Here is a 24,302-nt window from a genome sequence, read left to right as displayed (position 1 = left end):
ACTTTCCGCTCCCTCCACCGCATAGATCACGAAGACGCACTGGAGTACTAGCCGAGGAACTCTCGGTGTCGCTGAGGGGCGCCGTGACCGCGAGCGACCACGCGACGCGGGAGCAACACCTCTGCGCCGCCTACGAGTTCGTGGCCGGGCTCCAGAACGAGACCGGGCAGGCACGGCCGGTGGACCCCTCGTGCAGGCCGTACCACAGCCGCCCGTTCCTCGTGCTGCGTGCCGACCGCTTCGCCAGGGCACTGGCCGAAACGGTCACTGACCCAGTGCTGCGCGACCTGCCGCTGTCCGGAAGCGTCGACCAATGGGCGGACAGCACGGATCTCCTCGGGCAGCCACGGCTCCTGCGTGCCGTCGTCGGCGCGCTCCCCCGGCCCGTTTCGTAGCACCGCACCGTCGTCAGGCCTCGCCGCCCAGGACCTTCCAGACTCGGGTGGCCACGTGGAGGTTGAGGCGGGTCTCGACGTCGGTCAGGTCGTGGCCGGCGATTTCGCGGAGGCGTTGGAGGCGGTAGCGGAGGGTGCTGCGGTGGATGCCGAGGGCTTGGGCGGTGTTGTCGTAGTTGCCGCCCGCCTCGAAGTACTGGGAGAGCGTACGGACCAGGTCGGCGCGGTGGGCCGCGTCGTAGTCGAGGAGCGGGCCGAGCCATTCGCGGACATAGCCCTCGATCTCGCGGTAGTCGTCTCCCGTGCCGATGATCCGGTAGAGGCCCAGGTCGTCGAACGAGGTCGCGCCGTACGGGACGCGTGAGCGCTGCCGTACCTCCAGCGCGCGCAGCGCCTCCTGGTACGAGCGGGGGATCTCGGCCGGGGAGTCGCAGCGGCTGCCGAGGCCGATCGCGCCCGCGCGGGAGCCCAGCTCACGGGCGACCGCCCGGTACAGCTCGTCCCCCTTGGGGCGGCCCTGGACCACCAGGACCGCGCGGCCCGAGCGGCGGGCGACCAGGGCGCGCAGGCCGAGACCGGCCGCCGCACCGGCCACCGCGTGGACGAACGCGTCGTCGGCGGCCATCCCCGTCCAGCCGACCGCCGCCAGGTGCTGCGGGCCGTGCAGATCGTGGCCGACGGCGGCGGCGCGCGCGAAGGCGCTCTCGTCGTCCGTGCCGGTGATCAGATCGTCGACCAGTTCCCGGCGCAGCCGCAGTTCCATCTCGGCCAGGCTGCGCAGATGCGCCATCTCCAGGGCCAGCGCCTCGCAGGCGTGACCGAGCGCGAATTCCTCGCGCCCGCCGGCGCTTCCGTCCGGGTCGACCAGGGCCACCGTGCCGAGGATCTCGCCGCGGTGGCGGGCCACGGCGGTGAGCCGGTGCCCGACATACACCGGGTGCGCGTTCCTGGAGGCGTCGACGATGAGCTGTTCCTGCCGTGCCGGGTCGGGCTTGGGGTACGGGTCGGGGCAGCCGGGGCCCGCCCAGGCGCGGAGGTTGCCGAATCTGTCCTCGACGACGGCGGGAAAGCCGGTCAGCCGGTGGACCGTCCTGGCGATGCCCGCCTCGCTGTCCCCGGTGGCCGTGGCACCGCTGAGCGCGTCGTGCACCACCCGCTGGTATCCCAGCTCGGACTCCACGGCGGCGAGCCGCGTCCGAACGGCGTTCCCGTCCCGCCGGGTCCGGCCCAGCTCCGCCGCGTACGCACACTCCCGGCGGCGGGCCGCGACGTCCGCGAGAGCCGCGCCGGCCTGCCGCGCCAGCAGGGCGAGCAGTTCGATGTCCTCGTCGGCCGGCCGCTCGCGGGCGCTCACGACCAGACGCCCGGCCAGAGGTCCGGCCCGCGGACCGGGGCTCCGGAGGACGAACACCCACGCCCATCCCCGCCCCGGCAGCCGGACCGGGCCGTCCCTGCCCCCGAGCCCGCTCACCTGGCGATCCAGAACCGGGCCCAGGGCCGGATCCTCGATGGCGGAGAGTCCGCGGACCGGTCGCCCGTCCGCCAACCGCCCCTCGACCGGTCGCCCGTCCGCCAACCGCCCCTCGACCGGCCGCCCCTCCGCCGGCCGCCCGTCCACCGGCGGATACACCGCTTCCAGATACACGGCCTCCGTACGGCACGGCCCGAGGCACGCGACACCGTCGGCGGCCCGCCGTACCACTTCGTACGCGTCGCGGCCGTCGTACAGGGCGTCCGACAACGCCGTCAGACGCTGGAGGCGGGAGGACCGGCGGCCCGGAAACTCCGGTGCTCCGGCTCCTCCGGCGACCGTGCTCATCGCCCTGGACCGAGACCTTCCACCACCACAACTTTACCGAGGCCTCACAGCCGCGCATCCGGTCGGACCGGCGCGCGGGCCTGTACCGCCAGGTCCAGTGGCCGTACGGATTTCGACCTCCCAGGAGCAGGAATCGCCCCGGCGTCCCCGTCAGGCTGCCCTTGGGGGTATCTGCCCGGAAGACGGACATAAGGAGCACCCCATGGCCAAGGCAGTCGGTATCGACCTGGGCACCACCAACTCGGTGATCGCCGCGTGGGAGGGCGGTGAGGCGGTGGTCCTCCCCAACGCCGAGGGCTCCCGTACCACCCCCTCCGTCGTCGCCTTCACGGACTCCGGCGAACGGCTCGTCGGCCAGTTGGCCCGCCGCCAGGCGATCCTCAACCCCAAGGGCACCATCTACTCGGCCAAGCGCTTCATCGGCCGCCACTTCGACGAGGTCGGGACCGAGACCGAGGCGGTGACGTACGACGTCGTCGCGGGCGAGAACGGCGTCGCGCGGTTCGACATACGCGGCAAGCTGTACGCGCCGGAGGAGATCAGCGCGCTGGTGCTGCGCAAGCTGGCCGAGGACGCCTCGAAGTCCCTCGGGGAGCGGGTCACGGAGGCCGTCATCACCGTGCCCGCGTACTTCAACGACGCGCAGCGGACCGCCACCAAGGACGCCGGCCGGATCGCGGGCCTCGAAGTGCTGCGCATCATCAACGAGCCGACCGCCGCGGCCCTCGCGTACGGCCTGGACAAGAAGCAGCACGAGACGGTGCTCGTCTTCGACCTCGGCGGCGGCACCTTCGACGTGAGCATCCTGGACGTCGGGGACGGCGTGGTGGAGGTACGGTCCACCGCGGGCGACACCCACCTCGGCGGGGACGACTTCGACCGCCGGCTGGTGGACCATCTGGCGGACGGCTTCCAGCGGGAGAACGGTATCGATCTGCGCGCCGACACCCAGGCGCTGCAACGGCTCTTCGAGGCGGCGGAGAAGGCCAAGACCGAGCTGAGTTCGGTGACCCAGACCCAGGTGAGCCTGCCGTTCATCACCGCCGACGCCAACGGCCCCAAGCATCTGACCGAGTCCGTCATGCGCTCGACCTTCGAGCAGATCACCGCCGATCTGGTGGACCGCTGCCTGGGCCCGGTGCGGCAGGCGCTGTCCGACGCCAAGGTGACCGACAACGACATCGACGAGGTCATCCTGGTCGGCGGCTCGACCCGGATTCCCGCGGTCCAGGCGCTGGTACGGCGGCTGACCGGCGGCAAGGACCCGAACATGAGCGTCAACCCGGACGAGGTGGTGGCGGTGGGCGCCGCCGTCCAGGCCGGGGTGCTGAAGGGCGAGGTCAAGGACGTCCTGCTGCTGGACGTGACCCCGCTCTCGCTGGGTGTGGAGACGCGCGGCGGTGTGATGACGAGGATCGTCGAGCGCAACACCACGATTCCGGTGCGCCGTACGGAGACCTTCTCGACGGCCGAGGACAACCAGCCCGCCGTCGACGTGGTCGTCCTCCAGGGCGAGCGCGAGCGGGCGGCCGACAACCGGGTCCTGGGCCGCTTCCAGCTCACCGACATCCGCCGGGCCCCTCGCGGCGAACCGCAGATCGAGGTCACCCTCGACATCGACGCCAACGGCATTCTCAATGTCAACGCGCGCGACAAGGACACCGGCAAGGAGCAGGGCATCACCCTCAGCGAGGGCTCGAACCTCGAACAGTCCGAGGTGGAGCGCATGGTCGCCGAGGCGGAGCGCAACCGCGGCGAGGACCAGGCGCTGCGGCAGTCCGTCGACGCGCGCAATGAACTGGACGCCATCGCCTACCAGGTGGAACGGAGGCTGGGCGAACTGGGCGAGAGCGCGCCGGAGCACGAGCGGGCGCGCGCCCAACTGCTCGTCGGTGACGCGCGCCAGGCGGTGAAGGGCGAGGCGCCGCTGGACCGGGTCAGCTCGCTGACCTCCGAACTCCAGCAGGTCTACCAGGGGCTGGCGGCGCGGCCAACCGGTCCCGCCGGGCCGTCGGAGCCGGGCGCCCCCGATCAGGGGCAGGGCGGACGGACCGGCGGTGGCGACGACGATGTCGTGGACGCCGACTTCGACCGGGGCTGAGGTCTCGCCATGGCCATCCAGCCGGACCGGGAACGGGAACCGCAAGCACGGCCCGACGAAGCAGCCGAAGCGGAGGCACCGCCGCGGCGGGGCGACCAGCAGGCCGTTGAACAGGACGGCCCGGGGACCGTCCAACAAGACGGCGGGCAGGACGGCGGGCAGAACGGCCGACAGGAGCTGGCCGAGGTCCAGGACGCCTGGCGACGCGCCCTCGCCGATCTCGACAATCTCCGCAAGCGGTACGCCAGGGAGCTGGAGCAGGTACGGCAGGCCGAGCGCGCCCGTACCGCCGCCCAGTGGCTCCCCGTACTCGACCACCTCGAACTGGCCCTCGCGCACGCCCGCGCCGAACCGTCCTCGGTGATCCAGGGCGTCGAGGCGGTACGGGACCAGGCCGTCGACGTCCTGGAGCGGCTCGGCTACCCGCGCCAGGAGGAAAGCGGTGTGCCGTTCGACCCGAGCCGGCACGAAGTGGTCAGTGTGGTGGACGACCCGGACGCCGAGCCGGGCACCGTCGTGGAGGTCCTGCGCCCCGGATACGGCGACGACGGCAGCCAGTTGCGCCCGATGGCCGTGACGGTCAGCCGGCGGCGGGAGTGACAGTCCCATGGCACAGGACCGCGCGAAGGACCGGGCACGGGACCGGATGCGGGACTACTACGAGGTCCTCGGCGTTCCCCGCACGGCGAGCGACGAGGAGATCCAGCAGGCCTACCGGAAGCTGGCCCGCCGCCATCACCCGGACATCAACAAGGACCCGGAGGCGGAGGAGCGCTTCAAGGACGTCAACGAGGCGTACAGCGTGCTGGCGGACCCGAGGACCCGGGCGCGGTACGACCGGTTCGGCCCGGATTTCCGCCAGATCCCCGAGGACTACGACGAGCGGGCCGCCGCGGGCGGCGGGGTGCGCTTCGGGCAGGGAGCGCCCGGCGCGTATCAGGGCGCGGGCTTCGACGTGGACTTCGAGGACCTCTTCGGCGGCCTGTTCGGTGGCGGGGTACGCGGCGGTCCCCGCCGGACCGTGCCCGGTGCCGACCAGGAGGCCGGACTGGAGCTGACGGTGGAGGAGGCCTACCGGGGCGGGCGCCGCCGTATCAGCCTCGCCGGACCGGACGGCCGGCGCGACTACCAGGTCGATGTGCCCAGGGGCGTACGGGACGGTCAGCGGATCCGGCTGGCCGGGGAGGGCGCCCGGGGCAGCCCCGACGCACCCGCGGGCGATCTGTATCTGCGGGTACGGATCAAGCCCCATGAGCGGTACCGGCTGGAGGGCCGCGACATCCATGTCCGGCTGCCCGTCACCCCCTGGGAGGCCGCGCTCGGCGCCACCGTACCGCTGCCCACCCCGGGCGGCACCGCCAAGGTCACCGTCCCGCCCGGCTCCTCCAGCGGGCGGCGGCTGCGGCTGCGCGGCGAGGGCATGCCCCATCCGCGCGGCGCCGACGGCGACCTGTACGCCGAGGTCCGGGTGATGGTGCCGCCGCGCCCCACCGACCGCGAACGGAGGCTGTTCGAGGATCTGGCCGCCGCGTCCGACTACGACCCGAGGAGGCAGGGATGACCACCGACCCACGGCAGCGCCGGCCCCGCCGGGACGCGCCGCCGGTGCGACGGCAGCGGCAGGACACCCCGCCCGTCGAGGTGTACGAGCTGGTGCCCGTGCGGCGGCTCGGCCGCGGGACCGGGCTCAGTCTGGAGAGCGTGGCCCGCCGCTCGGGCCTTCACCCGGAGCTGGTCCGGCGCATGGTGGCGCTCGGTCTGGTGGAGGCCACCCGGGACGCCGCGGGCCGGCTCTGGTTCGACCCGTCCGCGCCGCGCACGCTGGCCCGTGTCCAGCGGCTGCGCGCCGGACTCCCGCTCAACTACGCCTCCATCGGTCTGGTGCTCGACCTGCTGGACCGGATCAGTCTGCTGGAAGCCGCGCTGCGCCGCGCGGGCGTGAGGAGTGACACCGTGCCATGGACATGAACCGCCTCACCCAGAAGTCCCAGGAAGCCCTTCAGGAAGCACAGACCGCGGCCGGGCGCCTCGGGCACACGGAGGTCGACGGCGAGCATCTGCTGCTCGCCCTGCTCGGCCAGCGGGACGGACTCGTACCCCGGCTGCTCGGCCAGGCGGGCGTCGATCCGCCGGCGCTGCGCGAGGCCGTGGAGCGCGAGCTGTCGCACAGGCCCAGGACGACCGGGCCGGGGGCCGCGCCCGGCCAGGTGTTCGTGACCCAGCGGCTGTCGCGGCTGCTGGACACGGCCGCGCAGGAGGCCGGGCGGCTCAAGGACGAGTACGTGTCGGTCGAGCATCTGATGATGGCGCTGGCCGACGAGGGCTCGGCCACCGCCGCCGGGCGGCTGCTCAAGGAGTACGGGCTGACCAAGGAGGCGTTCCTCGCCGCGCTCACCCGGATCCGGGGCAGCCAGCGCGTCACCTCGGCCACGCCGGAGGCGGCGTACGAGGCCCTGGAGAAGTACGGCCGCGATCTGGTCGCCAAGGCGCGCGGCGGCACCCTGGACCCGGTGATCGGCCGGGACGCCGAGATACGGCGGGTGATCCAGATCCTGAGCCGCAAGACCAAGAACAACCCGGTCCTGATCGGTGATCCGGGGGTCGGAAAGACCGCGATCGTGGAGGGGCTCGCCCAGCGGATCGTCCGCGGCGATGTGCCGGAGGGGCTCAGGGACCGTACGATCTTCGCGCTCGACATCGCGTCGCTGGTCGCCGGGGCCAAGTACCGCGGGGAGTTCGAGGAGCGCCTCAAGGCGGTACTGGGAGAGGTCAAGGCGGCCGGTGGCCGGATCCTGCTGTTCCTGGACGAGCTGCACACGGTGGTCGGCGCGGGCGGCGCCGAGGGCGCGGTGGACGCCGGGAACATGCTCAAGCCGATGCTCGCGCGCGGCGAGCTGCACATGATCGGTGCGACGACCCTGGACGAGTACCGCAAGCGCGTCGAGTCCGACGCCGCGCTGGAGCGCCGCTTCCAGCAGGTCCTGGTGGACGAGCCGAGTGTGGAGGACACCGTCTCCATCCTGCGCGGGCTGCGCGAGCGGCTGGAGGTCTTCCACGGGGTGAAGGTCCAGGACACGGCGCTGGTCGCCGCCGCCACCCTCAGCCACCGCTACATCTCGGACCGGTTCCTGCCGGACAAGGCCATCGACCTGGTGGACGAGGCGTGCGCGCGGATGCGTACGGAGATCGACTCGATGCCCGCGGAGCTGGACGAGCTGACCCGGCGGGTGACCCGGCTCGAGATCGAGGAGGCCGCGCTCGCCAAGGAGACCGACCCGGCGAGTGTGAACAGGCTGGACGAGCTGCGGAGGGAGCTGGCCGATCTGCGGGCCGAGGCGGACGCCGAGCACGCCCAGTGGGAGTCGGAGCGGCAGGCCATCCGCCGGGTCCAGGAGCTGCGCCAGGAGCTGGAACGGGTCCGCCAGCAGGCCGACGAGGCGGAGCGCGCGTACGACCTGAACCGCGCCGCCGAGCTGCGCTACGGAACCCTCACCGAGCTGGAGCGCCGCTTCGCCGCCGAGGAGGAGCAACTCCGTGCCAAACAGGGCGAGACGCGGCTGCTGCGCGAGGTGGTCACCGAGGACGAGATCGCCGAGATCGTCGCCGCGTGGACAGGCATCCCGGTGAGCCGGCTCCAGGAGGGCGAACGCGAGAAGCTGCTTCGGCTGGACGAGATACTCCAGGAGCGGGTGATCGGCCAGGACGAGGCGGTACGGCTGGTCGCCGACGCGATCATCCGGGCCAGGTCGGGGATCCGTGACCCGCGCCGTCCGATCGGGTCGTTCATCTTCCTCGGCCCGACCGGGGTGGGCAAGACAGAGCTGGCGAAGACCCTCGCGGCGGCGCTCTTCGACTCCGAGGAGAGCATGGTCCGCCTCGACATGAGCGAGTACCAGGAGCGGCACACGGTCAGCAGGCTGATGGGCGCCCCGCCCGGATACGTGGGGTACGAGGAGGGCGGCCAGCTCACCGAGGCGGTCCGGCGCAAGCCCTACTCCGTGGTCCTGTTCGACGAGATCGAGAAGGCGCACGCGGATGTCTTCAACACCCTGCTCCAGATCCTGGACGACGGCCGGATCACCGACGCGCAGGGCCGCACGGTCGACTTCCGCAACACCGTGGTCATCATGACCTCCAACATCGGCTCCGGTTATCTGCTGGACGCGAGTGTGGAGGGCGAGATCAAGCCCGACGCCCGTGCCCAGGTGATGGGCGAGCTGCGGGCGCACTTCCGGCCGGAGTTCCTCAACCGGGTCGACGACATCGTGCTCTTCAAGCCGCTGGGGCTGACCCAGATCGAGCGGATCGTCGACCTGCAGTTCGACGAGCTGCGCGGGCGTCTCACGGAGCGCAGGATCACGCTGGAACTCACCGAGCAGGCCCGCGAACTCATCGCCCACCAGGGCTTCGACCCGGTGTACGGGGCCCGGCCGCTGCGCCGCTACATCTCGCACGAGGTCGAGACCCTGATCGGGCGCGCGCTGCTGCGCGGGGAGGCGGAGGACGGGTCGGCGATCACGGTGGACGCGCAGAACGGGGAGCTGGTCGTGACGTATCAGGCGCCGCAGGAGCGATCGACCGGTGCGTCCGGCCAGGGGAAGGCGGTGTGAGGGCCGTGGGCACGGAAGCGGAAGGGGACTGGCACCTCTCCATGGTGCGGCCGGTCACTCCCCGTACCCCCGAGGGGTGCGAGGAGTGCCTGCGACTCGGCGCGCCCTGGAAGCAGCTCAGGCTCTGTCTGACCTGCGGGCATGTCGGCTGCTGCGACTCCTCCCCGCTCCGCCACGCGCGCGCCCACGCCGGGAACCTGGGCCATCCGCTCGTGGCGTCACTGGAGCCCGGCCAGGACTGGCGCTGGTGCTACATGCACGGGACATTCGTCTGAACCGTCCGAGTCGGGCGAGGGAGATTCGTCCGAGTCCGGGTCGCGGCCCCGCCCGGTGCTTGAGCCGCTTCAGCACTTGAGCAGCTTCAGCGGGCGCGGCGTCTGCGGATCAGGTGCCGGGTGACAAGGACCGCGACAAGGACCCCGAGCCCGGCCATCAGATAGACCGGATAGCGGGCGAGCTGCTCGTACACCGATCCGATACGGGTGCCCGCCACGTAGCCCAACGTGGTCCACAACGCGACCCACAAGGCGGCGCCGAGCGCGTTGAAGGCCAGGAACCGGCGCCAGGGCATGCCGGTGGTGCCCGCGATGATGCCGTTGACCTGGCGCAGCCCGTCGACGAAACGCGCGAAGGTGACGACCTTGCCGCCATGGCGGGTGAAGAAGTCCTCGGCGCGCTGGAAGCGCTTGGGGGTGAGCCCGACATAGCGGCCCCAGCGGCGTACGAAGGCCTGCCCGCCCGTACGGCCGATGAGATAGCCGATGTTGTCCCCGGCGATCGCGGCGACCAGCGCGATCAGGGCGACGGCGACGATGTTCAGCTTCCCGGCACCCGCGTACAGGGCCGCGACGATCAGGATCGTCTCGCCGGGGGCGGGGACGCCGAAGTCCTCCACGAAGACCAGCACGCCGACAGCCAGGTAGCCGTACTGGTCCAGCAGCGGCGCGAGCTCTGCCAGTACACCGGGCAGCGGCGGAGGGCCCATGCGTCCATTCTCCTGCGGGCCGCGGGAGTACGCGTGGCGCGCCCGCCGGTCCTGGCGGCATCCGCCGGGCCGGGCCCCGGCTCCTGCGCTGCGGGCTCGGCCGTGCGGTGGTGTGCTGGACAGGGGGCGCGCGGTCCCGCGGACCCGGCCCCCACCACTTCCGCATGTCTCGAAAGGTGAGTCCATCATGTCCATGCAGAACCCTGCCAAGCCCCTCGAAGGCCGTGTCGCGGTCGTCACCGGCGCTTCCAGCGGTCTCGGCGAGGCCTCGGCCGAGCATCTGGCGGAGCTGGGCGCCAAGGTCGCGGTGCTGGCGCGGCGCGCGGAGCGGCTCGAAGAGCTGGTCGCCAGGATCGGGAAGAACGGCGGCCGCGCGATCGCGTTCACCGCCGATGTGACCGAGGCGGAGGAGGTCCAGGCCGCCGCCGACCAGGTGGAGGCGGAGCTCGGCAGCGCGGACCTGCTGTTCAACAACGCGGGCGTGATGCTGCCCGCCCCGATCGAGGAACTGCGCACGGACCGGTGGCGCATGGAGATCGATGTGAATGTCACCGGGCTGATGAACACCATCGGCGCGTTCACACCGCAGCTCGTCAGGGCAGCGGCCGAACGCGGTGTGGCGGACCTGATCAACACCTCGTCGATCGGCGCGCAGAACATCTTCCCCAACTTCGCCGTCTACTCCGGCACGAAGGCGTACGTCAGTCATCTCTCCCGCCATCTGCGGGTCGAGCTGGGCCCGAAGAACGTCCGGGTGTGCGCGATCGAACCCGGCATCGTCGGCACGGAACTCCAGGACCATGTCACCGACGAGAGCGCGTTGCAGTGGCTGAGCGGCTCCAGGAAGACGATGCAGTGGCTCACCCCCCAGGACATCGCCCGGACCATCGGCTTCATCGCCACCCAGCCGCCGCGGGTCAATCTCCAGCAGGTCACCATCATGCCGACGGGCCAGGCGAGCTAGGCCCCGGCCAGTGGCCCCCGCCCCGGTTCGGCCGAATACGCTTCGGCCGGTTCGACGGGCAGCCGGAAGATCAGCGGGCCGAAGAGTAGGTCGGTCGCGGTCTCGGCGCTGACGTCGGCCCTGGCCTTGCCCTGTGCGACAAGCCGGTCCCAGAGCAGGGCGGCAGCGGCGCGGCGGGCCTGGAGGAAGTACGTACGGAAGTACGGCGCCGCCTCCGGGTCCGTGACGCACGCCGCCAGCAACTGCCGGAAGACCTGGCCCGTTTCGCCCGCGTAGAACGCGCTCACGCGCCGCACCTGCTCGCGCAGATCGGCCACGGCGTCCCCGGTGTCCGGCAGCGGTACGCAGTCGGACATCCGGCGTCCGAACGCCTCCGCCGCCACCGCCGTGCGCGACGGCCAGTGTTTGTGGATGGTCATCTTGCTCACGCCCGAACGGCTGCTGATGGCGCCGACCGTGGCCGACCTGAGCCCGCCCTCGGCGAGCAGCGCGGCGGTCGCGGTCAGCACCGCTTCCCGCGCCCGCACACTGCGGGGGTGCAGCGCGGGCGCCGGCGCCGTGTGGGGCGGCTCAGCGCGCAGCGACATCATCATGGTCCGTGCTTGTGGCCACCTCACGCCACATCTCCAACTCGTCCCGTACGAACCGCAGTTTGTCCTCGACCCGGGCCACGGCGTCCGCGCCGAGCTGCAGGCGCAGCGGGGCCTTCTCGTCGCCGCCGAGGCCGACGATGATCCGGGCGGCCTTCGCCGGGTCGCCGGGCTGGGTGTGGTTGCGGTCCGCCGAGGCGGTCCGGGTGGCGCCGGAGGTGGCGGCGTAGTCGTCGATCCGACGGTCCTCGGTGTGGAGGCTGGAGGCGTCGAGGAAGTCGGTGCGGAAGAAGCCCGGTTCCACGATCGTCACCTTGATGCCCAGCGGTGCGACCTCCGCCGCCAGCGCCTCGGACAGCCCCTCGACGGCGAACTTGGTGGAGGCGTAGATGCCCCAGCCGGGCGCGCCGGTGAAGCCGCCTACGGAGCGGATGTTGATGATGTGCCCCGACCGGCGCCGGCGCATCCCGGGCAGGACCGCGCGCAGCACATTGAGTGTGCCGAAGACGTTCGTCTCGTACACCGACTTGGCCGCCGAGTCCGGAATCTCCTCGACGGCGCCGAGGAGCCCGCGCCCGGCGTTGTTGACGAGGACGTCGATGCCGCCGCCGTCGGTGCCGAACCGCTTGGCCGCCATGGCGACGACGGCGCGTGCCTGCTCCTGGTCGGTGACGTCCAGGGGCAGCGCGAGCAGTGTGTCGCTCGCGTCGGGGAAGAGGGTCTCCACCGCCTTCGGGTCGCGCGCGGTGGCGACGACCTCGTGTCCCGCGTCGAGGGCGGCGCGAGTGATCTCGGCGCCGAATCCGCGGGAGGCCCCGGTGATCAGCCATGTACTCATGCCCGTCACTGTCCTTCGCGATCTCCGCAGTCCGGTCCTTCGCGCCGCGGTTCAGACCGCGGCCGACAGCGTGTCGAACTGCTCGTCGGTGAGTGTCAGCCGGGCCGCCGCGAGGTTGTCCTCCAGGTGCGCGACGCTGGAGGTGCCCGGGATGGGCAGCATGTTGGGCGACCGCTTCAGCAGCCAGGCGAGGGCCAACTGCGAGGGGGACGCGCTCAGTTCATCGGCTATCCGGTCCAGCGGACCGCCGGACCCGGCGAGTGCGCCGGTGGCGAGCGGGAACCACGGGATGAAGCCCATGCCACGCTCCTCCGCGTACGTCAGCACGTCCTCGGCGGCGCGGTCGGCCAGGTTGTAGCGGTTCTGGACCGACACGATGGCGGCGGTCTTCCCGGCCACTTCGAGATCGGCCGTGTTCACCTCGCTCAGCCCGATGTGCCGGATCTTGCCCTCGCGCTGGAGGGCGGCGAGTTCGCCGACCTGCTCGGCGATGGGTACGGTCGGATCGATACGGTGCAGTTGGAGCAGATCGATCCGCTCCACCCCGAGATTGCGCAGGCTCAGCTCGACCTGCTGCCGCAGATACGCGGGCCGCCCGATCGGCACCCACTCACCGGGCCCGGTCCTGGCGAACCCGGCTTTGGTGGCGATCACCAGATCGTCCGGATAGGGGTGCAGCGCCTTCCTGAGCAGCAGGTCCGCGGTAAAGGGCCCATAAGCGTCGGCGGTGTCGATGAACGTGACCCCCAGCTCCACCGCCCGCCGCAATACCCGCACGGCCTCGTCGGGATCAGCGGGTTCCCCCCACACCCCGGGCCCGGTGAGCTGCATGGTCCCGTACCCCAGCCGGTGGACCCGCAGATCGTCCCCAAGCAGAAATGTCCCAGCCTCACGGGCGGGAGCGTCCGAACTGACGGATGTCATGACCGATCTCCTCAATGAACTATACGTCCAGTTCTGCCCCACTCGGCGAGCAACCGCTCCGACCTGCGCACGAGGGGCATCCGGCGGCTGGTCCCGCTCTCCGGGGCTTCTCAGGGACGTTCAGTCGCGTCCGTGACCACGCCCCGACGGCGGACAGCCCATGAGCGTCGGCGCGCGGCACGAGGTGCGTATACGTCCGGAGCATGAACACGGGGTCCGGGTGCCCCAGCCACTTCGCGAGCGCGACGACCGACTCACGTGCTTCAAGCATCACCGAGGCACAAATCTGGCGCAAGACATGGAAACCGCGCTCACGGCTGAGGGCACACTGAAACAAGAACACCCGTCCCGGCCCCACTCTCTGGTGAAGCCGGACCGGGTTTGCCATTGGTCGAACGCGGAACTCCTAACCGAACTCGCCCTCGCGGACACCGTCTCGGAACGCCGCCCACTCTTCCGCGGTGAACCGCAGGGCCGGCAGGTCCTTCCGCCTCGAGTCACGGATCGCAACGGCTCCGCAGCCAAGGTCTGCCACCTCTACGCAGTAAGGCCCTGTCGCGCTCTTGCTGCTCTTGACCCAGCGCGTATCCGTCAGGTCGAGCGTGTAGAGATCAGCCTTCTTCGCAGTCATCGGACTACCCCTTCGATGCTCAATCGGGCTTCATTTCTCACCATCACCCCGGCCCGCCGGACGTGCAACTGGCGAGGTGGGACACCGTAAAGAGCGATCGACAGGTATTTCACTCCCCGCCCGCCCCACACTCGCCCACAATGGGGTCACGGGGAACGCCGCCGGGTGAGGGGGACACGTACGGTGGCGGACGACGCTCGGACGGGCACCGTTCACAACACGGTCAGCGGTGGCACCCAGGGCACGGTGGTGCAGGCACGCACCGTCTACATCTCTGCTCCTCCGGACACCTCCGAACAGGAGCGCCGCCGGACCCGCCGAGCTCTCCGACGAGGATCGAGAGCCGTGCCGCGGCCACGCTCGGCACGGCTCTCGGCAGGCGTTATGAGAGCGAGGAGTTGGCGTCCCGGACGAACAGACCGGTGCCGCTGCCGGTCCGTTGGACAGCCGCGCGAGCCTCCCCCACGAGCGAGCACGCACAATCGGCAGACGGCCGGTCGAGAACGTGGCGGACTTCTTCGAAGCGCTGCCGAGGCGCCGCCTGGTCGTGCTGGGCGGGCCCGGTGCGGGCAAGTCCGTCATCGCTCTCAGGCGGACGCCCAGAAGATCGTCAACGACGTCTACGCCCAGACGGCACGGGGCGGATGAGACCGGGGCAGCGGCCGCGCCCCGGCGTGGAGCGTCCGTGGGTTCGGGAGAAACCTAAGGATGAATCGCGAGGCGGCGCGCTTCCGCCGTGACCTCTGCATCGATCTGTGCCTCTGTCCTGTCGCCGTATTCGAGGGTGCCGTACTCGTCGTCGAGTTCGGCCAGTCGTTCCGTAAGCGCGAGATCGTGTCCGTGGCCCTGATGAATCCAGAAGGCGAACTCCCGACATGACAGCTCGCCGACGAGCATGCGGCGTGCGAGCGCGCGAACAGCCGCCTCCTTGCCGGCATCGCTGCCGACCGGATAGAAGGTGAGGCCGAGCTCTTCGAGAGCCCCGGGGAGCGCTTCGCGCACGTCGTAGTCCGCCTCAGCACGTGTGCAGGCTGCCAGGATTCGAAGCCCGGGGCTGTCGAGCCCGGCGACGAGCGCGTCACAGGCCGCGCTGACGACCTCGCTTGCCCGTACTTCTCCCGTGCTCCAGAGGGCAGCACGGTCCTGAAGGTCACGTGCTGCTGCTTCGGTCGACGTCACCCGCCCATGATTCCCGGGACGGGGCCGGTGTCCGTGAGGGGGGTCCCGGGGCGCCCCGTTCCGTCAGCCCAGTGCTGTGGCCGTGGTGATGAAGGGGCCTCCGCGGTCCGGTTGGCGGGGTCGGCGGGAGGTGTCCGTGACCGGGAGCAGATACGTGTTCGGCCAGTCCGGGACTCCCCCGCGCACCCGGTCGAGGCTGACCGCTGTGACATGGCGCTGGCCGCCTCCCCAGTCCGGGCGGCGCCGGAGCAGGTCGGGGCAGGCTGTGGCCATGACCAGGAGCGGTACCGAACCGACGGACTCGCTGAGCCCCTCCACCAGGTCGAGGATGGGATCGTCGGCGCCGTGGAGCTCCTCGAACACAAGGACCAGGGGCTGGTTGTGCGCGACCCCCTCCATGAACTCGATCCAGCTCCGCGACGATTCGTCGGCACCGTCACCTGCAGCGCCACGGGCCAGCAGCGAGATCAGCCGTGACCGCATCCGGTCCACGCGTTCGCGCGAGAAGGGCAGGGAGCCGACGGCATCGGTGACACCGCGCCGAATCATGTCGGCCGAGTCGTCCGGCAGGATCCCGCAGTACGCCGAGAGCATCTCGGCCTGGATCGCCGTCACGCTGCCTCGCTCGACGGAGCGGGCGGAGGCGACCAGGCAGCGTGCCCGGCCCATCTGGGCCGAGACGCGGTTCGCGAACTCCGTGACGAAGCGCGTCTTGCCGCTTCCCGCCTCGCCCAGCACCGTGACCAGTTGAGGGGTACGGCGGCGATGCGTCCGCCGGAACACACTCTGGAGCAGCCCCAGTTCGCATTCCCGGTCGGACACGGCCGGCGGCGATCCGATGTCCTCGACCCGCCACCCGCCGGCCGCCCCGCCGGCAGGGTCGTAGACGAACAAGCCGCACGCGGCGTCGCGCGTACTGTCGCTGACCAGGACCTGCCGCTCCGGAACCCGCTCCAGCAGCACCTGGCACTCCTCCAGCAACGTACCGGTGACCGAGATGGTGAGGCCGTCGGCTCCGGGCTGGGTGAGGACCAGGGCCTCTCCGGTCGCGATCGCCACCCGGGTGTCCGGGCCGGGCGCGGTCGGGTCGTCGGCGGACCTCGCGAAGGAGTCGCGTATGGACAGCGCGGCGCGCACCGCCCGTTCCGCGTCGTCCCAGGCGGTGCCGCGGGCCCCGAACAGCGCCATCGTCACCGGCCCGATGGACGCGGCGACATTGCCGCCGAAGAGTTCGATCTCCGCCTTGACCCGGTTGAAGGCATCGACGAGGAGTTCGTCCACGCCTCTGCCGGCCTCGCTGATGACGCCCGGGCTGAAGCGTGTGCAGATCAGCACCACACTGATCTGCTTGCGTTCCGCGGCGCCGCCCCCGCTCTGCGGCCGTGGACCGGACTCCCCCGATGGCCCGGAAGTCCTCGAATCCTTGGGCGAGTTGAACGGAAGGATCGGCGCGACGGGAAGCACCGGGGCAACAGGACGGACCGGGGTGACGGCGGGCTGCTGCTCCAGCAGGTCGGCCATGGGCCGCGGCGCCGGTGTGCGTGCGTCCGGGCCGGTCTGATCCGTACGTACGTCCGGGCCTGACCGGTCCGTACGTTCATCCGTGCCGGACCGGTCGCCGCTCCGCTCGGCACCCCGCTCCGCCGTGTGGCTCCACATCCGCTCGGCACCCCGCTCCCCCGCGGGGCTCCAGGTCCGCCACGCCTCGCCGGGCAGTGCGACACCGGGGGTCGCCAGCGAGGGATCATGGGTGAGGATGCGCTGCTGAAGGTCCTGGAGTGCCCGGCTGGGCTCCAGCCCCAGCTCCTCCACGAGTGCCGAGCGGACACGTACGAACACACTCAGCGCGTCGGCCTGCCGCCCCGAGCGGTACAGCGCGAGCATCAACTGGGCGCAGGACCGCTCGCGGAGCACCTCGTTCTCGACCATGGACTCCAGGTCGCAGATGATCGCATGGTGGCGTCCGGACGCCAGTTCCGCTTCGAAGTAGTCCTCCATGGCATCCATCCGGACGCCTTTCGCGGAGGTCAGTTCCGGCCAGGTGACTCCGGCCTCGACCAGATCGGCCAGCAGGGCTCCGCGCCACAGGTCGAGGGCGCTGCGCAGGGTCCGCGCGGCCGCCTGGGGCGAACCGGCGGCCAGCTCCGCCCGGCCGGCCTCCAACCGGGCATAGAACTGGAACAGGTCGATCTGCGACGAGTCGGTGCGCAGGACATAACCCGGTGCCTGCGTCAGCAGTCTGGGCGAGGAATCGCCACCTCCGGCCGAAGCACCGCCCGCGGAAGCACCGCTCGCCGACGCACCGCTCGTCGAGGCTCCCCCGGCCGCCGCGCCACCGGCCATGGACAGTACGCTCCGCAGGCCGGAAACGGCGTTCTGCAGTATCTGCCGGGCCGAAACCGGAGCCTCGTCCACCGGCCATAACGCGTCCAGTAACTGACTTGTGGCCACAACACGGTTGGGTTGCAGGAGCAGCAGTCCGAGTGTCGCCCGCTGCCTCATTCCACCGAGCGCAACAGGCCTGTCTTCTACCACGACTTCAAGTGGGCCAAGCATTCGAAATTCCACGGTTCCCCCCGCTCACAAGAATCTCGCACCACCGAATGAGAAAATTCTTGAAGTCTTGCCAAACACCCCCGAAGCACCCCCGGGCCTTCGGCTCAGGGTCAGCCTACTGTTCGAGACCGTATCAAAACCAGCCCGATCCGGAGATTTGCATCACATTAGCACAGGACCGGCGCTGGTCACGCGAAAAACTGCGTGCTGTGCCAGTCACCGGCACAACACGCAGCAAACCATCGGAGGTTCTATTGGATTCCGGTTACCTCATGGATTTCGGTATCCGAATCACCGTCCTCCGTTTTCCGCATGCTGATACGCATCCGGATCCGGATCAGCATGCGTATCCGCGTCCACGAAGCTGATCGCCTCGGTGGGGCAGCACGCGATGACGCCTTCCGCCTCCGCCATCTCATCCGCATCGGACAGTTCGGACTTCAGTACGGAAGGAAATCCGCCGTCCGTCATCCGGAACAGCTCCGGCGCGACGGCCGCGCACAGTCCTGAGCCGGCGCACTCCCGGCGGTCGACACGGAGAATCGTCCTCACTCGCTCTCACCTCCCCCAGTCAAGTCCCGCCGTCAGTCCCGGCCGTCGCCGCGAAGACCGTCACCGTGCAGATCGACCGGAAGGCTGGTGAGACTGCGCAGCAACCAGGTTTCGTTGTAACGGAGTTCCGAGCGCGGAACCGCGAGCCGCAGGCGCGGGAACCGTTCGAAGAGGGCGGGGACGGCGATCGCCGATTCGAGCCGGGCCAGCGCCGCGCCGAGGCAGTTGTGCAGTCCATGGCCGAGACCGAGGTGGCGGGGACCGTCGCGCGTGATGTCCAGGTGATCCGGGTTCTCGAAGCGCCGGGGGTCGCGGTTGGCCGACTGCAGCGCGGCCACCACGGGGGCTCCGGCCGGCAGTCTCACCCCGCCGATCTCCACCTCCTCCCTGGCGAAGCGGAAGAGTCCGATGGTCAGCGCCCCTTCGTACCGCAGGAACTCCTCCACCGCCGAGCTGGCCAACTCGGGCCGTGTACGCAGCAGTTCGCGCTGGTCCGGGTTGTCGAGCAGTGCGAGGGCGGCCGAGCCGATCAGATTCCGGGTGGTGTCCAGACCCACCATGATCATGAGGGCGACCATGGCGACCAGCTCCTCCTCGTTGAGGCGGTCGTCGCCGTCCCTGGCCTGGATGAGGCTGGAGGTGAGATCGGTGCCGGGCCGCCGCCGCTTCTCCGCGACCAGCTCCCTGCCGTACGCCCCGATCTCCTCGAAGGCGCGCGTGACGTCGTCCTGGCCCCCGGGATCCGTGTTGAACGCCCGCTCGATGGCGTGCAGCATGTCCTTGAAGCGGTCGAGCGGGATCCCCATGATCTCGCCCATGACCTCGGCGGGCACGGTGCTCGCGAACTCCATCACATCCGGTTGGTCGCGCTTCTCCAGCCGGTCCAGCGCGGACGCCACTATGCGCGAGGTGGGTTCCTCCCACTGGGCGGTGCGCCGCGGAGTGAAGGCGCTCATGGCGAGCCGGCGCACCCGGGTATGGTCCGGCGGATCGAGGACCGTGAGGATTCGTTCGACCGGCGTGCCCTGTGCGTAGACGAGTCCGGCGTCCTTGAATTCCTGGCTCGCCCAGGCCGCCGCGTCATTGCTGAAGCGCTGGTCGCCCAGCAGGGCGTGCACATCGTCGAAGCGTGTGATGATCCACATCGTCACCGCACCGGCCGGGAAGGTGAATTCATGCACCGGAGCGTTGTCCCGAAGCCAGGAGAAGGCCGGATACGGGTCCTGGTAGTAGTCGCGATCGAAAAGCTTCGGAGGGTTTCCTGAAGTGGTCATTTCTACCTCCATAATTAGCCTGGCCATTCAGGTCGGATGCGACCTCGCACAGAACTTCGAATCGCAGAAATCTTGCGGGGATTCCGCAGAGATCTCCGGAAGCCTAATGCCTACTACCCTCCCGCCAGTAATGGGGCGCTAATCGGCTCACATTCGACGGGGGTACGGGAACTGGCCCGTACCCCTGGGCGATGGAGCAGGGGCTCAGCGCACAGCGCCGTTCCACTGCCAATTACGCCGGCGCGGAAGTCCGGGCAGTTCTGTGCGCCCCGTACACCAGAGAAGGGTTTCGGCCGGACGGAAACCGGACGGAGCATCCGGGAACAGTCGCTCGACCACAGGCGCCGACATCTCGTCCGACGGGCTCCAGTCGAATCCGAGGCCGAGGGCGATGTCCCTGGCGTGCACGGTCATTTCCAGTACGCCCATGGCCGCGAAGCCGGGGCCGTCGGAGTGGCCGTACGGGTGCCAGCTCCGGACCTCGGGTGACGCCTCACGGACCGCCGACGCCAGGATCGAGCCGGAGATCCGGATCGCCTCCAGGCAGTGGGCGATCGGCGCGGCCTGGTCGATCGAGGCGAACAGGGTGATGTAGCGGTCGGTCGGCCGCGCGATCAGCAGGCCTGCGTACCCCACCACACCGAGCGCGATGTGGTCGAGGGTCGCCCGGCACTGCCAGTCGAGGTCACCGGCCGGGCGCCGCCAGTCCAGGCCGGCGCCCTTGTCGAGGACGGCGGTCGTCTCGGCGGCGGCCGTGGTGACGAGTTCGGGCCATAAGGTGGTCATAGCTGTCTTTCTGCTCGGTACGTGAAGGGTGGTTCAGGATCGCTGAGCGGTCCAGGATCGCAGAGGCGCTCTTGGTGGGCCGACACACCGTCAGGTACGGCGCGTAGCGGCACACACCGCACACACTGCTACCGGAGTCAATCCCGACTTGCGACCGCTGTGGGCTGTTCCGCACCGACTTGGCCGGTTTCCACACTCTGCCCCGGCTTGGACTGCCGGATCAGCAAGAGAACGAGCGCGACGACCAGTGCGATTCCGGCCATCGCGGCGGTGGCGAAGAAGGCCGCCTGGAACCCCTCGGTCAGGGCCACGCGCTCGGTCGGCCCGGAAGTGTACGCCATGGCCACGCTGGAGCAGACCGCGATACCGAGCGCGGCCCCGATCTGGAAGACGGAGTTGTTGATGCCCGACGCCAGGCCGGACTCGTTGGCCCGTACACCGCTCAGCGCGGCGATGGACGACGCCACGACCGTCGTACCGATACCCGAGCCGAAGACCAGCAGACCCCAGAAGAGATCACCGAAGTAGTCGCCGTCCGCCGACACCTGGGCCAGGAGCAGGGTGCCGATGCCGAGCAGGACCGTGCCGGCCACGGCCACCGGCTTGAATCCGAACCGGGTGGCCACCGGACCGCTGACATTGGATCCGACGATGGACATCGCCGAGTAGATCGCCGTGCTCAGACCGAAGAACACCGCGGTGTACGCGAGGACCTGCTGTGCGTACAGCGAGGTGATCAGCGCCCCGCCATAGGTGGCCATCGCGACCAGAAGCATCATGAGATTGCCGCCGACCATGGTGGGCGAGCGGAAGATGCGCAGCGGCACCAGCGGGCTCGCCGCGCGCTGCTCGATCAGCGCGAAGACCACGACCAGTACGGCCGCCGCGACGATCAGACCGATCGTCTGCCCGTCGCCCCAGCCCACCTCGGGGGCCTCCACGACCGCGTAGATCAGCAGGGCGATCGCCGCGGTGATGGTGATGGCGCCGGCCGGGTCGAAGGAGCGCTTCCCCTCGCTGATGGGCGTCTCGCGCAGCAGCCGCGGGCCGAGCACCAGCACCACCAGGGCGATGGGAATGTTGATGAAGAAGATCCACTCCCAGCCGAGGCCCTCGGTGATCGGGCCGCCGATCAGCAGGGCCGCGGTCGCGCCGAAAGCGCCGATGCCCGTCCAGATGCCCAGCGCCCGGTTGCGTTCCGAGCCCTCGCCGAAGGTGGTCATGAGGACGGCCATGGCGGTCGGGGCCATGATCGCGGCGGCGATGCCCTGGATGATGCGCGTCACCACCAGCACCTCGCTGGTCCAGGCGAGACCGCACACCACGGACGAGACGAGGAAGAGCACCGTGCCGACCATGAACATCCGCCGGCCGCCCAGCAGATCGGCGGTACGGCCGCCGAACAGCAGCAGTCCGCCGAAGCTCAGGAGATAGGCGCTGAGGACCCACTGGACACCGCCGGCCGAGAAGCCGAGATCCGACTCGATCTCCGGAAGCGCCAGGATCACGATCTGGGAGTCGACGATCACCATGAAGTAGGCCGCGCACAACAGCGCCAGGGCCTTCCACCTGCGAGGGTCCGGCCCCGCCCCGCCGCCCGGCGGTGGGCTGTTGCCGACCTGTCCACGGTCCATCAGTTGTTTCTCCTCCGTTGAGCGGTACGGGCCGAACGCCCGCCGCGCGTATCCGATCGGGATCCGATCAAGCGCCGTCCACGCTTCCATCGCGTGACCACGGCCGAAAGTGGCAGGACTGACGTCCTACGAAAAATTCCTGCCGTACGATGAGGCCCATGAGTGTGGGAACGGTTGCCATCGCAGTGATCGACAACACCAACATCCCGGTCGGGGACGTCTACGAACTCGGCATCGCCTGCTCGGTGTTCGGCACTCCTCAGCCGGACCTGGCCGACTCCTGGTACGACGTACGGCTCTGCGCGACACAGCCGGAGGCCCCCGGGCGCGGCTTCGGCTTCGCGCTCACCACGCCGTACAGCCTGGCGGACCTCGCCGACGCGGACACGGTGATAGTTCCGTCCGTGCCGGACGCCGTCGTGGACGAGAACAGTCCGCTGCCCGAGGAGCTGATCGACGCACTGCGCACGGCGGCGAAGCGCGGGGCCAGGATGGTCTCCCTGTGCAACGGAGCGTTCGCGCTCGCCGAGGCCGGGCTGCTGAACGGCCGCCGGGCCACCGCCCATTGGATGCACACCGCCACCCTCAAGAGACGCTTCCCGGAGGTCGAGGTGGACGACTCGGTGCTGTACGTCGACGACGGCGACGTGCTCACCAGTGCGGGGCTCAGCGCCGGCCTCGACCTGTGTCTGCATCTCGTACGGCAGGACCTGGGCGCCCATGTCGCCAACCAGCTCGCACGGCGCATGGTGGTGCCCGCCCACCGTCCGGGCGGCCAGAGCCAGTTCATCGATCTCACGGTGCCCGTGTCGGACGACGACAGCCTCAGCCCGGTGCTCCAGTGGGCGACGGAGAACCTGGATCAGCCCCTGACCGTCGACGACTTGGCGAAGCGCGCGGGAATGAGTCCCCGTACGTTCTTCCGGCGCCTCCAGTCGGTGACGGGCACCACCCCCCTGCAATGGCTGCTCAATCAGCGGCTGTCACGGGCGCAAAGCCTGCTGGAATCCACCGATCTGCCCATCGAGAAGATCAGCGAGTTCAGCGGACTGGGTACGTCGACGAATCTGCGGCGGCACTTCAACATCCATATCGGGGTGTCGCCGAGCGACTACCGGCGGGCGTTCCCCTGCCGTACGACCGTGAAGTCCGGGCATGGGTGAGGCCCCTGACGGGAGTCACCGTCACGCGTCGATCCCGACCGTCACGGTTCCATCCCGGCCCAGGGGCCTCACCAGGCGCCCGCTCAGAGGAAATAGGTCTCCGGGTCGAGACCGAGCAGTACCCGGCCCTGGAGTTCCAGGTTCACATTCACCTGGGCGAGAGCGTGCAGTGAGAAGCCCTGGATGTCCCGGTGGAACCGCTGGAAAGGCACACTGCGCTGAATGACACTGCCGCCGCTGGCGGTGTAGAGAAGCTCCACCGCCTCCTTGGCGAGCTGCGCGGCGAAGGCGGTCTGACCTCGTACGATCGCCTTCTCCGCAAGCGTCGGCTGTTCACCCGCGTCGGCGCGCTCCTGGAGCAGTTCGAGCCACACCTCGGCAAGCTTCTCGGCCGCGGTGATCTTGTTGGCGGCGGTGGCGACCTGAAGCTGTGTGAGCGGGTGCAGACTCTGGTCCTCCCAGGGGGTGTAGGTGATTCCGCGGCCGGGCAGCCGCTCCAGGAAGAGCTCGTACGCACCCCGGGCGATACCCGTGAACACCGCCGCGCACTCGGCCATCACAAAGCTGAGCAGCCCGTAATTCCGCCCGGTGGCACCGGTGTTGGACCGGTCTCCGGTGGCGCTGAACATCACCTCTTCGAAACCGACCACATGGTGGTCCGGTATGAACACGTCCTTGGCGGTCGTGGTCGCGCTGCCCGTGGCGCTGCCCGCCGACACATGCCAGTCGTCGGTGATCACCATCTCGGACATGGGCAGAAGCGCCATGGCCTCTTCCTCGGCGCCGTCGGGGCGCTCGACCATCACGGCGGTGAAATTCCAGTCGGCGCCCCGGCAGCCGGAGTTGTAGCGCCATGTGCCGCTGAGACGGTATCCGCCCTCGACGGGCACCAGCGTTCCGGTCGGGGCGAAGGCGCTGGAGATACGGACAGAACCGTCGGCGAACACTTCCTCCTGGGTCCGGTCGGGATAGAGCGTGGCCGTCCAGGTGCTGGTCACCCACACCATGGTGACCCAGGCGGTGGAGGGGCAGCCACGGCCGATCTCCGAGATCACCTTCGCCTGTTCGGCGAGGCTGAGATCAAGGCCGCCGAACCGCTTCGGCACGGCCATGCGGAACACACCGGCTTTTACCAGGAGTTCGATGTTCTCGTCCAGGATCCACCGCCGCTCCTCGGACTCCTGGCCGTTCTCGCGCAGTGCCGGGACGATCTCCCGTACCGCTTCCAGGACGGACTCTGCGGACTCTGCTTCTGTGCTCAGGGCTGTGCTCGAAGCTGTGCTGGGGGCCACTTCCGGATC

Annotated in this window: 22 protein-coding genes; 9 read left to right on the top strand and 13 right to left on the bottom strand. The window is 69.9% G+C overall.

Features of this window, described 5'->3' with window-relative positions; genetic code table 11:
- Positions 1-65: 65 nt before the first annotated feature.
- Positions 66-395 (top strand): hypothetical protein, encoded by a 330-nt coding sequence (locus tag WH07_RS15915; RefSeq protein WP_046500546.1) that lies wholly within the window; start codon positions 66-68, stop codon positions 393-395.
- 13 nt (positions 396-408) lie between these two features.
- On the opposite strand, the gene WH07_RS15910 is transcribed toward WH07_RS15915, so the two are convergent.
- Positions 409-2,214 (bottom strand): PucR family transcriptional regulator, encoded by a 1,806-nt coding sequence (locus WH07_RS15910; protein ID WP_052744403.1) that lies wholly within the window; start codon positions 2,212-2,214, stop codon positions 409-411.
- Positions 2,215-2,416: 202 nt separating this feature from the next.
- Between WH07_RS15910 and dnaK the strand changes: the two genes are divergently transcribed.
- The 6 genes from dnaK to WH07_RS15880 are packed head-to-tail and all read left to right on the top strand — an operon-like array spanning position 2,417 to position 9,200.
- A complete protein-coding gene (dnaK, locus tag WH07_RS15905) occupies positions 2,417-4,315 on the top strand; it encodes a molecular chaperone DnaK (protein WP_046500545.1) in 1,899 nt (632 codons plus the stop codon).
- 9 nt (positions 4,316-4,324) lie between these two features.
- On the top strand, positions 4,325-4,915 hold the full coding sequence (locus tag WH07_RS15900) for a nucleotide exchange factor GrpE (protein WP_046500544.1): 591 nt from the start codon (positions 4,325-4,327) through the stop codon (positions 4,913-4,915).
- Positions 4,916-4,922: 7 nt separating this feature from the next.
- The gene (locus WH07_RS15895; protein WP_232788914.1) at positions 4,923-5,876 is read left to right on the top strand and encodes a DnaJ C-terminal domain-containing protein; all 954 of its coding nucleotides are present in this window, start codon (positions 4,923-4,925) and stop codon (positions 5,874-5,876) included.
- The gene (locus WH07_RS15890) at positions 5,873-6,283 is read left to right on the top strand and encodes a chaperone modulator CbpM (protein ID WP_079023262.1); all 411 of its coding nucleotides are present in this window, start codon (positions 5,873-5,875) and stop codon (positions 6,281-6,283) included. The genes WH07_RS15895 and WH07_RS15890 overlap by 4 nt, the downstream gene beginning before the upstream one ends.
- Positions 6,274-8,925: an ATP-dependent chaperone ClpB gene (gene clpB / locus WH07_RS15885; RefSeq protein WP_046500543.1), complete on the top strand. Its 2,652-nt coding sequence runs from the start codon at positions 6,274-6,276 to the stop codon at positions 8,923-8,925. The genes WH07_RS15890 and clpB overlap by 10 nt, the downstream gene beginning before the upstream one ends.
- Positions 8,926-8,966: 41 nt before the next feature.
- Positions 8,967-9,200, top strand: coding sequence for a UBP-type zinc finger domain-containing protein (locus WH07_RS15880; RefSeq protein ID WP_046500556.1), 234 nt, complete (start codon positions 8,967-8,969; stop codon positions 9,198-9,200).
- A gap of 86 nt (positions 9,201-9,286) precedes the next feature.
- Here WH07_RS15880 and WH07_RS15875 read toward each other — a convergent pair whose 3' ends face one another.
- The gene (locus WH07_RS15875) at positions 9,287-9,910 is read right to left on the bottom strand and encodes a DedA family protein (RefSeq protein ID WP_046500542.1); all 624 of its coding nucleotides are present in this window, start codon (positions 9,908-9,910) and stop codon (positions 9,287-9,289) included.
- A gap of 187 nt (positions 9,911-10,097) precedes the next feature.
- Here WH07_RS15875 and WH07_RS15870 point away from each other — a divergent pair, with 187 nt between their 5' ends.
- The gene (locus tag WH07_RS15870; RefSeq protein WP_046500541.1) at positions 10,098-10,874 is read left to right on the top strand and encodes an SDR family oxidoreductase; all 777 of its coding nucleotides are present in this window, start codon (positions 10,098-10,100) and stop codon (positions 10,872-10,874) included.
- Here the strand turns inward: WH07_RS15870 and WH07_RS15865 are convergent.
- The 10 genes from WH07_RS15865 to WH07_RS15820 form a co-directional block, all read right to left on the bottom strand.
- On the bottom strand, positions 10,871-11,467 hold the full coding sequence (locus WH07_RS15865; RefSeq protein WP_046500540.1) for a TetR/AcrR family transcriptional regulator: 597 nt from the start codon (positions 11,465-11,467) through the stop codon (positions 10,871-10,873). The genes WH07_RS15870 and WH07_RS15865 overlap by 4 nt on opposite strands.
- Positions 11,445-12,302 (bottom strand): oxidoreductase, encoded by an 858-nt coding sequence (locus WH07_RS15860; protein ID WP_046500539.1) that lies wholly within the window; start codon positions 12,300-12,302, stop codon positions 11,445-11,447. Before WH07_RS15860 ends, WH07_RS15865 begins: the two co-directional genes overlap by 23 nt.
- 51 nt (positions 12,303-12,353) lie before the next feature.
- Positions 12,354-13,226 (bottom strand): aldo/keto reductase, encoded by an 873-nt coding sequence (locus WH07_RS15855; protein WP_046500538.1) that lies wholly within the window; start codon positions 13,224-13,226, stop codon positions 12,354-12,356.
- 406 nt (positions 13,227-13,632) lie between these two features.
- Positions 13,633-13,857, bottom strand: a complete 225-nt coding sequence (locus WH07_RS15850) for a DUF397 domain-containing protein (protein WP_046500537.1) — start codon at positions 13,855-13,857, stop codon at positions 13,633-13,635.
- A gap of 702 nt (positions 13,858-14,559) precedes the next feature.
- Positions 14,560-15,036: a hypothetical protein gene (locus WH07_RS15845; RefSeq protein ID WP_046500536.1), complete on the bottom strand. Its 477-nt coding sequence runs from the start codon at positions 15,034-15,036 to the stop codon at positions 14,560-14,562.
- A gap of 63 nt (positions 15,037-15,099) precedes the next feature.
- The gene (locus WH07_RS36250) at positions 15,100-17,379 is read right to left on the bottom strand and encodes a BTAD domain-containing putative transcriptional regulator (RefSeq protein ID WP_157877352.1); all 2,280 of its coding nucleotides are present in this window, start codon (positions 17,377-17,379) and stop codon (positions 15,100-15,102) included.
- 504 nt (positions 17,380-17,883) lie between these two features.
- The gene (locus WH07_RS15835; RefSeq protein ID WP_046500535.1) at positions 17,884-18,144 is read right to left on the bottom strand and encodes a ferredoxin; all 261 of its coding nucleotides are present in this window, start codon (positions 18,142-18,144) and stop codon (positions 17,884-17,886) included.
- A 32-nt stretch (positions 18,145-18,176) separates the two neighbouring features.
- Positions 18,177-19,418, bottom strand: coding sequence for a cytochrome P450 family protein (locus tag WH07_RS15830; RefSeq protein WP_046500534.1), 1,242 nt, complete (start codon positions 19,416-19,418; stop codon positions 18,177-18,179).
- 204 nt (positions 19,419-19,622) lie between these two features.
- The gene (locus tag WH07_RS15825) at positions 19,623-20,204 is read right to left on the bottom strand and encodes a maleylpyruvate isomerase N-terminal domain-containing protein (protein ID WP_046500533.1); all 582 of its coding nucleotides are present in this window, start codon (positions 20,202-20,204) and stop codon (positions 19,623-19,625) included.
- Between the two features lie 137 nt (positions 20,205-20,341).
- Positions 20,342-21,838, bottom strand: a complete 1,497-nt coding sequence (locus WH07_RS15820) for an MFS transporter (RefSeq protein WP_046500532.1) — start codon at positions 21,836-21,838, stop codon at positions 20,342-20,344.
- A 158-nt stretch (positions 21,839-21,996) separates the two neighbouring features.
- On the opposite strand from WH07_RS15820, the gene WH07_RS15815 reads away from it, so the two are divergent.
- A complete protein-coding gene (locus tag WH07_RS15815) occupies positions 21,997-23,001 on the top strand; it encodes a GlxA family transcriptional regulator (RefSeq protein ID WP_046500531.1) in 1,005 nt (334 codons plus the stop codon).
- Positions 23,002-23,084: 83 nt separating this feature from the next.
- Here the strand turns inward: WH07_RS15815 and WH07_RS15810 are convergent, their stop codons facing one another.
- The gene (locus tag WH07_RS15810; RefSeq protein WP_232788913.1) at positions 23,085-24,293 is read right to left on the bottom strand and encodes an acyl-CoA dehydrogenase family protein; all 1,209 of its coding nucleotides are present in this window, start codon (positions 24,291-24,293) and stop codon (positions 23,085-23,087) included.
- Between the last annotated feature and the right edge of the window lie 9 nt (positions 24,294-24,302).

Source organism: Streptomyces odonnellii, assembly GCF_000981895.1.
Taxonomy (GTDB): Bacteria; Actinomycetota; Actinomycetes; order Streptomycetales; family Streptomycetaceae; genus Streptomyces; species Streptomyces odonnellii.
The sequence above is the reverse complement of the archived record's forward strand: the minus strand, read 5'-3'. Positions and strand labels throughout refer to the sequence as shown.

What these genes read in the sequence shown, in the direction of transcription:
- WH07_RS15910 (WP_052744403.1), bottom strand. Translation starts at nt 2,214, where the DNA reads ATGAGCACGGTCGCCGGAGGAGCCGGAGCACCGGAGTTTCCGGGCCGC.
- dnaK (WP_046500545.1), top strand. Translation starts at nt 2,417, where the DNA reads ATGGCCAAGGCAGTCGGTATCGACCTGGGCACCACCAACTCGGTGATC.
- WH07_RS15900 (WP_046500544.1), top strand. Translation starts at nt 4,325, where the DNA reads ATGGCCATCCAGCCGGACCGGGAACGGGAACCGCAAGCACGGCCCGAC.
- WH07_RS15895 (WP_232788914.1), top strand. Translation starts at nt 4,923, where the DNA reads ATGGCACAGGACCGCGCGAAGGACCGGGCACGGGACCGGATGCGGGAC.
- WH07_RS15890 (WP_079023262.1), top strand. Translation starts at nt 5,873, where the DNA reads ATGACCACCGACCCACGGCAGCGCCGGCCCCGCCGGGACGCGCCGCCG.
- clpB (WP_046500543.1), top strand. Translation starts at nt 6,274, where the DNA reads ATGGACATGAACCGCCTCACCCAGAAGTCCCAGGAAGCCCTTCAGGAA.
- WH07_RS15880 (WP_046500556.1), top strand. Translation starts at nt 8,967, where the DNA reads ATGGTGCGGCCGGTCACTCCCCGTACCCCCGAGGGGTGCGAGGAGTGC.
- WH07_RS15875 (WP_046500542.1), bottom strand. Translation starts at nt 9,910, where the DNA reads ATGGGCCCTCCGCCGCTGCCCGGTGTACTGGCAGAGCTCGCGCCGCTG.
- WH07_RS15870 (WP_046500541.1), top strand. Translation starts at nt 10,098, where the DNA reads ATGTCCATGCAGAACCCTGCCAAGCCCCTCGAAGGCCGTGTCGCGGTC.
- WH07_RS15865 (WP_046500540.1), bottom strand. Translation starts at nt 11,467, where the DNA reads ATGATGATGTCGCTGCGCGCTGAGCCGCCCCACACGGCGCCGGCGCCC.
- WH07_RS15860 (WP_046500539.1), bottom strand. Translation starts at nt 12,302, where the DNA reads ATGAGTACATGGCTGATCACCGGGGCCTCCCGCGGATTCGGCGCCGAG.
- WH07_RS15855 (WP_046500538.1), bottom strand. Translation starts at nt 13,226, where the DNA reads ATGACATCCGTCAGTTCGGACGCTCCCGCCCGTGAGGCTGGGACATTT.
- WH07_RS15850 (WP_046500537.1), bottom strand. Translation starts at nt 13,857, where the DNA reads ATGACTGCGAAGAAGGCTGATCTCTACACGCTCGACCTGACGGATACG.
- WH07_RS36250 (WP_157877352.1), bottom strand. Translation starts at nt 17,379, where the DNA reads ATGGCCGGTGGCGCGGCGGCCGGGGGAGCCTCGACGAGCGGTGCGTCG.
- WH07_RS15830 (WP_046500534.1), bottom strand. Translation starts at nt 19,418, where the DNA reads ATGACCACTTCAGGAAACCCTCCGAAGCTTTTCGATCGCGACTACTAC.
- WH07_RS15825 (WP_046500533.1), bottom strand. Translation starts at nt 20,204, where the DNA reads ATGACCACCTTATGGCCCGAACTCGTCACCACGGCCGCCGCCGAGACG.
- WH07_RS15820 (WP_046500532.1), bottom strand. Translation starts at nt 21,838, where the DNA reads ATGGACCGTGGACAGGTCGGCAACAGCCCACCGCCGGGCGGCGGGGCG.
- WH07_RS15815 (WP_046500531.1), top strand. Translation starts at nt 21,997, where the DNA reads ATGAGTGTGGGAACGGTTGCCATCGCAGTGATCGACAACACCAACATC.